9 protein-coding genes, 1 tRNA gene and 1 rRNA gene are annotated in these 9,714 nt (G+C 68.9%); 6 read left to right on the forward strand and 5 right to left on the reverse strand.

Annotated features, from left to right (window positions below):
- The first annotated feature begins 12 nt into the window (after positions 1–12).
- Positions 13–127, forward strand: a 5S ribosomal RNA gene (gene rrf, locus VGE03_RS09385).
- Positions 128–190: 63 nt separating this feature from the next.
- Positions 191–267: transfer RNA gene (locus VGE03_RS09390), tRNA-Met, on the forward strand.
- 54 nt (positions 268–321) lie between these two features.
- Here the strand turns inward: VGE03_RS09390 and VGE03_RS09395 are convergent.
- The 5 genes from VGE03_RS09395 to VGE03_RS09415 all read right to left on the reverse strand — a co-directional run bounded on the left by VGE03_RS09395 (position 322) and on the right by VGE03_RS09415 (position 5,450).
- A complete protein-coding gene (locus VGE03_RS09395) occupies positions 322–1,167 on the reverse strand; it encodes an SDR family NAD(P)-dependent oxidoreductase (RefSeq protein ID WP_331046222.1) in 846 nt (281 codons plus the stop codon).
- 118 nt (positions 1,168–1,285) lie between these two features.
- A complete protein-coding gene (locus VGE03_RS09400) occupies positions 1,286–2,170 on the reverse strand; it encodes an NAD(P)-dependent oxidoreductase (protein WP_331046223.1) in 885 nt (294 codons plus the stop codon).
- A 26-nt stretch (positions 2,171–2,196) separates the two neighbouring features.
- Entirely contained in the window at positions 2,197–3,498 is a 1,302-nt protein-coding gene (locus VGE03_RS09405) for an MFS transporter (RefSeq protein ID WP_331046224.1), read from the reverse strand.
- A gap of 54 nt (positions 3,499–3,552) precedes the next feature.
- Complete coding sequence (locus VGE03_RS09410) at positions 3,553–4,545, reverse strand: transketolase family protein (protein ID WP_331046225.1); 993 nt, start codon at positions 4,543–4,545, stop codon at positions 3,553–3,555.
- 26 nt (positions 4,546–4,571) lie between these two features.
- Entirely contained in the window at positions 4,572–5,450 is an 879-nt protein-coding gene (locus VGE03_RS09415) for a transketolase (protein WP_331046226.1), read from the reverse strand.
- A gap of 171 nt (positions 5,451–5,621) precedes the next feature.
- On the opposite strand from VGE03_RS09415, the gene VGE03_RS09420 reads away from it, so the two are divergent.
- The 4 genes from VGE03_RS09420 to VGE03_RS09435 form a co-directional block, all read left to right on the forward strand.
- A complete protein-coding gene (locus VGE03_RS09420; protein ID WP_331046227.1) occupies positions 5,622–6,563 on the forward strand; it encodes a LysR substrate-binding domain-containing protein in 942 nt (313 codons plus the stop codon).
- Between the two features lie 75 nt (positions 6,564–6,638).
- Entirely contained in the window at positions 6,639–7,955 is a 1,317-nt protein-coding gene (locus VGE03_RS09425; protein ID WP_331046228.1) for a carbohydrate porin, read from the forward strand.
- 168 nt (positions 7,956–8,123) lie between these two features.
- Complete coding sequence (locus VGE03_RS09430) at positions 8,124–8,498, forward strand: BlaI/MecI/CopY family transcriptional regulator (RefSeq protein WP_331046229.1); 375 nt, start codon at positions 8,124–8,126, stop codon at positions 8,496–8,498.
- Positions 8,495–9,714, forward strand: a 1,220-nt coding sequence (locus tag VGE03_RS09435; protein ID WP_331046230.1) for a M56 family metallopeptidase, incomplete at its 3' end; no start/stop codon positions are given. The genes VGE03_RS09430 and VGE03_RS09435, both read left to right, overlap by 4 nt.

The raw sequence follows: 9,714 nt of genomic DNA on the forward strand, positions 1-9,714 counted from the left end.
CCGCCTGGTTGACCTGGTGGCTATGTCGGAGGTTCCCCACCCGATCCCATTCCGAACTCGGTCGTTAAGCCCTCCAGAGCCGATGGTACTTCGTCTTAAGGCGCGGGAGAGTAGGTCGCCGCCGGGTCTGCCAGTCGGTCAGCGGATTTGAAAAAAACCTCGAACATCTTCCTTCATTCCTACCGTTTGCCGCGGGATGGAGCAGCCCGGTAGCTCGTCAGGCTCATAACCTGAAGGTCGCAGGTTCAAATCCTGCTCCCGCACCCAAACCTCAAAAAGCCCCGCCCGGAAAACCGGCGGGGCTTTTTGACGTCCGGGGCCTCACTCGCGCAGGAAGGCCTCGAAGCGCGCGGCCCAGGCCGGGTGCCAGCGCGACAGGGGCGGCCGGTTTTCAATGACATCGCCGATGGCCCAGGCCATGCGCTTCTCGTCCGTCGCCCGGTCCACGTCGTTGTCGGGGCACAGGATGTAGAAGTCCCCGGCCTCCAGCCGCGCCAGCATGAAGTCGACGGTCTCGGCCGCGGTCCAGGCCCCGGCCGGCTTGTCGGTCCGCGCACCGGCGGCCAGCGGCGTCCAGACGAAGCCCGGGATCAGCAGATGGGCGTTCACGCTGCAGCCGTCCGTGTTGCGCAACTGGTGCTGCAGCGCCTCGGTGTAGGTCTTCACTCCGGATTTCGAGACGTTGTAGGCCGGATTGCCGGGCGGGGTGGTGATGCCCTGTTTCGAACCGGTGTTGATGATCAGGCCGGGGCGGCCGCGGTCGATCATGCGCGGGGCGAACACCTGGCTGCCGTCGATCACGCCCCAGAGGTTCACGCCGAGCAGGCGGCGCCAGTCGGCCTCCGGTCCGACGGCGTCCGTCGGGATCTGGATGGCGGCGTTGTTCATCAGGACGTCGGTCCCGCCGAAGCGGTCGGCCACGGCGGCTTCGAGCGCGGCCAGGGCCGAACGGTCCGACACATCGACCTCGAAGCCGGCGATCTCGACCCCGTCCGGCGCGCCGGCGCGCAGGTCCGCGACCGCCCCGGCGATACGGTCCGCCCCGAGATCGACGACGCAGACATGCAGGCCGAGCGCCGCGAAACGCCGGGCGGCGGCCAGTCCGATGCCGGAGGCTCCGCCCGTGACGACGGCCACGGCTCCGGGGACAAGGGCGGGATGCGACATGCTCACTCCTCCGTCTGGCGATGTGAGCGGCATCCTAGACCCGTTCGGGGCCAGTCCGAACGAAAACGGCCCGTCGCCGGGCGACGGGCCGTTCGGGCGCGCAGGGATGGGGGAGGAGTCAGCCCCGCGCGGCCAGTCCGTTGAGCAGGGCGTAGCTGCGGATCACCTGGCTGTCGTCCGCCCGGCCATCGCCCCGTCCGGAGGTGGAGACGAACAGCTGATGCGCCGCCGCCGCCAGCGGCAGGGCGGCCTGGCAGTCGCGGCCGGCGGCGAGGACAATGCCCAGATCCTTGACGAAGATGTCGATGGCGCTGGTGACCTCGGGGTCCGCCTCAAGCATGCGCGGCCCGCGGTCATTGAGCATCCAGCTGGCGGCCGCCGAGCCGCCGGTGATCTCGAGCGCCACCTTCGGATCGACGCCCATCTTTTCGGCCAGCGACAGGGCTTCGGCCGCGACGGCGATATGGGCGCCGCACAGCAACTGGTTGACGGTCTTGACCATCTGGCCCTGCCCGGCGGCCTCGCCGACGTGGAACAGCTTTCCGCCGAAGCCCTCGAACAGGGGCTTCAGTTCGTTGAACAGGGGCGTCGGACAGCCCGCCATGATCGACAGGCTGCCCGCCTTCGCCCCCGCGGTGCCGCCGGAGACCGGGGCGTCGACGAAACGACGGCCCTCGGCCGCGACCCGGGCGGCCATGGCGGCGGCCTCCCCGGGCAGGCAGGTCGCGGTCAGGACCACGGTTCCGCCTTCGGGAAGGGCCTGCAGCGCGCCCGCCTCGAACAGCACCTGTTCCGCCTGGAGGGCGTTGACCACCATCAGCATCAGGACGTCGGCCCCGGCAGCGGCCTCCGTCGCCGAGGCGACCGCCTTGCCGCCGGCCGCGGCCAGGGCCTGCCCCGGTTCGGGGCGCAGGTCGAAGCCCTGGACCGCGTGGCCGTTGGCGATCAGGTTCTGGGCCATCGGCAGGCCCATGGCTCCAAGGCCGACGAAACCGACGATCATGATGCTACTCCGGTACTTTCAGGGGGTCAGCGATTGACGCTCTTGGGCACGCGGAACACGAGCAGCATGCCGAGGAGGACGATCGCGGTGATGGTGTAGAGGCCCCAGCTCAGCTTGCCCGTGGCGTCGACGACGGCGCCGATGACATAGGGCGAGGCGAAGCCGGCGACGTTGCCGATGGCGTTGATCGCCCCGATGCCGGCGGCGGCCCAGACACCGCCGAGGAAGGCGGGCGGCAGGCTCCAGAACATCGGCGTCGACGACAGCAGGCCGGCGGCGGCGAAGGACAGGCAGATCACCGACAGCAGCAGGTTGTCGGAGAAGGCCGGGGCCAGGGCCAGGGCGATCGCCCCCATCGACATCGGGATGATCAGGTGGAAGCGGCGCTCGCGGCGTTTGTCGGCGCTGATGCTGAACGAGATCATGGCGACGGCCGCGGCCATGAAGGGAATGGCGCTGATCAGGCCGTTGGCCAGCGGGCTTTCGACCCCGGCGTTCTTGACGATGCTCGGCAGCCAGAACGAGATCGCATACTGGCCCATGACGATGCAGAAGTAGATCGCGGTCAGCAGCCACAGGCGGCGGTCGGCGAGGAACTGCTTCAGCGACATATGGGCGGTGCGGGCGTTGTCATCGGCGTCGAGGTCGGCCTGGACGGCGGCCTTTTCCTCGTCCGTCAGCCATTTCACATCGGCCGGGCGGTTGGGCAGGAAGATGAAGACGAGGAAGCCGGCGATGACCGCGGGGGCGGCCTCGATGGCGAACATCCAGCGCCAGCCTTCCCAGCCGCCGACCCCGGCCATGCCTTCCATGATCCAGCCGGACAGGGGGGCGCCGACGATGCCGGCGGTCGGAATGCCGACCAGCAGCAGGGCGTTGGCGCGCGAGCGGCGGGCGGCCGGGAACCAGTAGGTCAGGAACAGCAGGGCGCCGGGGGCGAAGCCCGCCTCGGCCACGCCGAGCAGGAAGCGCAGGGCGTAGAACTGCCATTCGGTGTGCACGAAGGCGAAGCCGCAGGAGACGATGCCCCAGCTGATCATGATCCGCGCGATCCATTTCTGGGCGCCGACCTTGTGCAGGATCATGTTCGAGGGGACCTCGAACACCGAATAGCCGATGAAGAAGATGCCGGCGCCGAGGCCGTAGACCAGGTCCGAGAACCCGAGGTCCGACTGCATCTGCAGCTTGGCGAAACCGATGTTGATCCGGTCGATATAGGCGACCAGGAAGCAGAGAAGCAGGAACGGCAGCAGCCGCCACATGATCTTCTTGTAGGTGGCGTTCGACGCGATGGTCGGCGGCGGCGTCTGGATGGTGGTGTCAGTCACGGTAGTCCTCCCCGTTTCATCCCGGTTTTCCGGGTCTGATGCGGCTGACGGTCCTTATTCGGACAGCCAGCCCTTGATGCTCGTGGTGATGGCCTTGGTCGAGATGCCGTAGCGATCGTGCAGCGTCGGCAGGGCGCCGGCGTCCAGGAAGGCGTCGGGCAGGGCGACCTGCCTGAACGGCGCGAACACGCCCGCGCGCAGCAGGGCGGCGGCCACGCCTTCGCCCAGCCCGCCGATCACCGAGTGGTTCTCGGCCACGACGACCAGACGGCCCGGCTTCGCTTTCACCGCGGCGATGATGGTCGCCTCGTCCAGCGGCTTGATGGTCGGGACGTGCAGGACGCCCGCCTCGATCCTGTCGGCCTTCAGCGCGTCGGCGGTCTCCAGCGCGCGCATGGTCATCAGGCCCGACGAGATGATCAGCACGTCGGCGCCGTCACGGATCGTCTTGGCCTTGCCCATCTCGAATTTGTAGCCGTACTCGTCCAGCACCGCCGGGACCTTGCCGCGCAGCAGGCGCATGTAGGCCGGGCCGCGATGGTCGGCGAGGGCGGCGGTCGCCTGCTCGATCTCGACGGCGTCGCACGGATCGATGATGGTCAGGTTCGGCATGCCCCGGAAGATCGCGAGATCTTCCGTGGCCTGGTGGCTGGGGCCATAGCCCGTGGTCAGGCCGGGCAGGGCGCAGACGACCTTCACATTCAGGTCTTCCTCGGCGATGGCCAGGCACAGGAAGTCATAGGCGCGGCGCGCGGCGAAGACGGCGTAGGTCGTCACGAACGGGTGGAAGCCCTCGCGCGCCATGCCGGCGGCCGACATCATCAGCAGCTGCTCGGCCATGCCCATCTGGTAGAACCGGTCGGGATGGGCCTGCTGGAAGATATGCAGGTCGGTGTACTTGCCCAGGTCGGCGGTCATGCCGACGATCTCGGGGCGGGTTTCGGCGGCCTTGGCCAGGGCGTGGCCGAAGGGGGCGGAAATGGTGCGCTGACCTTCGGCGGCGATCGAGGCGATCATGGCCGAGGTCTTCAGGCGGGGTGCGGACACGGTCTTCAAATCCTGATTTGTCGGCTTCAGATGTCGGCGTTCACGACGCCGCCACGGGCGGCCCAGCCGTCATCGACAGCCTTGAGGGCCAGATCCCATTCCTCCTCATCGACGCGGATGAAGTGGGTCTTCTCGCGCTGCTCGAGGAAGGGCACGCCCTTACCCATCAGGGTGTCGAAGATGATGATGCGGGGCTTGGCGTCCTTCAGGTCGCGGGCGGCGTCGAAAGCGGCGATCACGGCCTCGATGTCATTGCCGTCCACGCGCTGGGCGAACCAGCCGAAGGCGTCGAACTTGGCCTGCAGGTCCGGCGCGCTGAGCACCTCTTGCGAGGGGCCGTCGGCCTGCTGGTTGTTGAAGTCGACCAGGGCGATCAGGTTGTCCAGCTTCCAGTGCGGGGCCGAGAGGGCGGCCTCCCAGGTGGAACCTTCGCCCAGTTCGCCGTCCGACAGCAGGTTGTAGACGAAGCGGTCCGAGCCCTTGCGCTTCAGGCCCAGCGCCATGCCGACGGCGATGCCGAGGCCCTGGCCAAGCGAACCGCCCGAGATCTCCATGCCCGGCGTGTAGGAGGCCATGCCCGACATCGGCAGGCGGCTATCGTCCGAGCCGTAGGTGTCGCGCTCCTCGAAGGGGATGATCTCCGCCTCGATCAGGGCCGCGTACAGGGCGATGGCATAGTGGCCGATCGACAGCAGGAAGCGGTCGCGGCCTTCCCATTCCGGCTCGTTCGGGCGGTAGGTCAGGGCGCGGAAATAGGCCACGGCCAGCACGTCGGCGACGCCCAGCGCCTGGCCGACATAGCCCTGGCCCTGAACGGCGCCCATGCGCAGGGCGTGCTTGCGGATGTGATAGGCGCGCCGGGCCAGTTCGGCGGACGGCATATTGCCGGCAATGGGGTCGCTCACGCGGAATCCTTCGGTGCGCGCGGCGGGAAGGGTGACGTGCGCGGAAGGGCGGCCGAACGGCCGCGGATCGACGCCTGTTTCCTCCCCGGTTCGCGGGTGTCTTCGTTGCGCCGGATAAGGGGCGAAGGTTCCTTGGGTGACAAATGCTATGTTTACACGGACAGATGAATCTTGTTCATTCGTCGTATGAACATTGCTTTTGGATCCCTTCGCGCCTTCGACGCCGCCGCGCGGCACGGCTCTTTCCGTCTGGCGGCGGAGGAGCTGAACCTGTCCCCCAGCGCGGTCAGTCACGCGATCTCCAAGCTGGAGAAGTCGCTGGGCGCCCTGCTGTTTGATCGGAACGGGCGGTCATTGAGCCTGACCCAGAACGGCCAGACCCTGCACAAGCATGTAGAGGAGGCGTTCAGCCATATCCGGGTCGGGGTGACGGCGGTGTCCGCCCGTCAGGCGCAGCTGCTGCGCCTTCACACCGCCCCCAGCTTTGCGGCCCAGTGGCTGACGCCCCGGCTGGCGGACTTCCTTGAGAAACACCCCGGCATGGAGGTGCGGATCGCCGCCAGCACGGACTACAGCCGGTTCGCCGCGGACGAGTTCGACGCGGACATCGTCTACGGCAAGCCGGACAACGACAGCCTCGTCGTGCACTCGCTGGGCCGCGAGGTGGTCAAGCCGATGTGCAGCCCGAAGATGGCCGAGAAGATCCGGACGCCGGAGGACCTGTACGGCCTGACCCTGATCCGCAGTTCGCTGAAGGCCGTGACCTGGGAGGACTGGTTCAAGGCCAACCGGATGAAGGCGCCCGAGGCGGTCGGCATGCGTTTCGACCGCAGCTTCATGTCGGTTCAGGCGGCAGCCGACGGTCTGGGCGTCTGCCTGGACTCCACCCGTCTGGCCGAGCGGGAGCTGGCCAGCGGGCGGCTGGTCGCGCCGCTCGACGGCCGGTGTGACAACCTCGTCTACGCCCCCCACTACCTGGTCTATCCGAAGCGGAACGCCCAGCGCCCGATCGTCGCCGCCTTCGCGCGCTGGCTGATCGGTGAACTGGCGAAGGACCCGGCCGCCGATCTCGAACCTCTGGTTAGAGGTGAGCAGGATTCACCTGTCGGATAAATCTTCGCGTTTGTCATCTGACGGCGCTCGCCGAACTTTCCCCGCCGACGACCCGAAGAGGTCCGGAGGGAACACATGCATTTCAATCAACCGGTCCGGCGTCTCGCCGGCGTGGCGCTGCTCACCCTGATCGGGGGAGCGCCCGCCTTCGGGCAAACGGCTGCGCCGACGGCGGCGCCGTCCGCCTTCTCCGGCACGTTGACCGGTGACTGGGGTGGCCTGCGTGACCGATTGAAGGACGGCGGCCTGACCCTGACGGCGGGCGAGATCACCGAGACGGCCTGGAACATCGATGGGGACACGCCGCAGTTCGTGCGCACCTCGGGCCAGCTCAGTCTCGGCGCCACGATCGACGCCGACCGGATGTTCGGGATCGAGGGCGGCAAGTTCCAGATCACCATCAGCAATCGCCACGGCAACGCGCTGACCAATGACTCGCCGCTGGGCGTGATCCAGCAGGTGCAGCCGGTCTACGGGCGCGGTCAGGTCTGGCGGTTGAGCCAGTTCTGGTACGAGCAGAGCTTCCCGGGCGGTTCGGTCAAACTGGGCCGGATGAGCTCCGCGGAAGATTTCGGCAGCTCGGCCTGCGATTTCCAGAACCTGACCCTGTGCGGTTCCGCGCCGGGGCACATCGCCCACGACGTCCTCTACAACTTCCCCGTCAGCCAGTGGGGCGCCCGCCTGAAGCTGAACGTGGCGCGGGAGCATACGGTGTCGGTCGGCGTCTATGAGTCCAACCCCGAGAACCTGCGGCCCAGCCAAGGCTTCAATTTCGAGTTCGACGTGGACGACGGCTTCCTGACCATGGTCGAGACGGCCTGGACGCCCAGCTTCGGGGAAGGGCTGACGGGCAGCTACAAGATCGGCGGCTGGTACGACACGGCGGACGTGCCCGATGTGGCCACCGACGTGAACGGCGACTGGCGCGCCCTGACCGGCCTGCCCGGCCAGGAGCGGAGCGGCCGCTACGGCTTCTACGCCAATGCGGTGCAGACCCTGCGCGCGCCCGAGGCGGACGGCAGCGGCGCGATCAAAGTCTATATGAACGCCATCGTCACCGATCCGCGCACCAACACCCTGCAGGGCAAGCTGGCCGTCGGCGCGGCCTGGACCGGCCCGCTCGCCGGGCGGCCGAAGGACGAGATCGGCTTCGCGGTCGGCGCCAGCGGCTACAATCCGCGCATCACCGACAGCCAGCAGGCCCAGATCGAGGCCGGGACCCGCACGCTTCCGGCGGCCGGCCGCGAGTATGTGGCGGAGGTCTACTACGGCTTCCGCGCCACGCCCTGGCTGACGCTGCGGCCCAATCTGCAACTCATCCACCATCCCGGCGGGCGCGAGGATCGCCCCGATATGCTGGTTGGCGGACTCAAGACCGTCTGGACGTTCTGATCGCGTTGGTCTGTTCGGACTGTTCATGACGTGAAGGCCCTGCCCACCCACCCCGGGCAGGGCCTTCTGCCGTTTCCGGCGCCTTTCAGAGAGTTCATCCGGCCGCCCCGATCTCGCCCCAATTCGCTACAAATGTAGCGCTACATATGTAGTGACGGGGTTGCCGCCATGATCGAGACTCTGCCCAGACGGGAGCGGGAGGTGTTTGAAACCCTCTGTCGGCTTGAACAGGGCACGACGGGCGCGGTGCGCGCTTCGCTTGCCGATCCGCTCAGCGATTCCGCGGTCCGCACCCTGCTGGCCCGGCTCGAGGCCAAGGGACTGGTCGCGCGGGAGCCGGGAGAGGGCGGGGTCGTCTATCGCCCCGCTCCGGCGCCCGAAACCCTCGCCACGGGCGCGCTTCGCCGGATGGTGGACACCTTCTTCGCCGGGTCGGCCGCAAGCGCGGCGACCGCGCTGCTGGGGCTGACCCGGTCGCTCAATCCCGAGGAGATCGCGGCCCTGCGACGGGCCATCGACGACGCCGGGGAGCGCGAGAAATGACCGTCGCACTGTTCATCGAGCTGTTGTTCAAGTCCGGCCTGATCGCCGGCGCCGGGTTGGGGCTGTCGGTTCTGCTGAGGGCGCGCCCCGTGACGGAAGGCGTCGACGTCCTGCGCGCCGCGGTCCTGCTGCTGCTGGCGCTGCCACTGCTGATGCTGCTTCTGCCGGCCCTTGCCCTGCCGCTGTTGCCGACGGCGGAGCCGGTCGTCGCCATCCCGCCGGCGCCGGTCTGGGCGGGGGATCTGGGCGAGGTCGGCGGCGTCGCCGTCTCGGCCTCCGTCTTCCAGCCGTCGCCCGCCCTCATCGCGGCCTGCGTCTGGGGGCTGGGCGTGCTGATGGTGCTCGGCCGCCTTGTGATCGGCCTGCTGACCCTGCTGCACTGGACCCGCACGGGCCGCCCGGTGACCGCACAGCGCTGGACCGCCCCGCTGGAAACGCTGTCAGGCCGCCGCAAGCCGCAACTGGTCGCGTCGTCGGCGATCCCGGCTCCGCTGAGCTGGGGCCTGCCGCCGGGCGTGGTGCTGATCAGCGAGGAGCTGGTCTCGCGCCCGGACTGCGCCCGCGCGGTGCTGGCGCACGAGCTGGCCCATATCCGCCGCCGGGACTGGCTGTTCCTGCTGCTGTCCCGGATGACCGTGGCCCTGTTCTGGTTCAACCCGCTGGTCTGGGCCCTGCACCTGCGCCTGGCCGCCCTGACGGAGGAGGCCGCCGACGCCTCCGCCCTTCGACACCTCGACCCCGCCGCCTACGCCCGCACCCTCGTCGGCCTCGCCGCCGAGGTCGGACATCCCGCCGGCCGGTCCGCCGCTCTCGGACTGACAGGCTCCGCCCGCTCCCTCTCGAAAAGGATCGCCCGCATCATGAAGACGCCTCGCTCCCTGCCGTCCCGCCCGCTCTTCCTGGCCCTGACCGTCGGTGGTCTGGTCGCTGTCGCCACGCCGATGGCCGCGATCGAACTCACCGCCCGCCCCGCGGAAGCCCCCGAAGCCACCGTCGCCGCTCCGACCGCCGAGGCTTCGCAGACGCCGGCCCTGGTGCTCGCCGTCCGTGAGGTCGCCCAGACCTTGCGGCTGGCCCCGCCCGCGCCTCCGCCGCCGCCCGCCGTTCCGGCCCTGTCCGCGCCGCCTGCTCCGCCTGCACCGCCGCCGCCGCCGGTCATGCTCAACCTCGCCGTTCCGCCGGTCCCGCCTGCTCCCCCGGCCCCTCCGGCTCCGCC

The sequence above is a fragment of the Brevundimonas sp. genome (genome assembly GCF_036400995.1).
Classification (GTDB): Bacteria; Pseudomonadota; Alphaproteobacteria; order Caulobacterales; family Caulobacteraceae; genus Brevundimonas.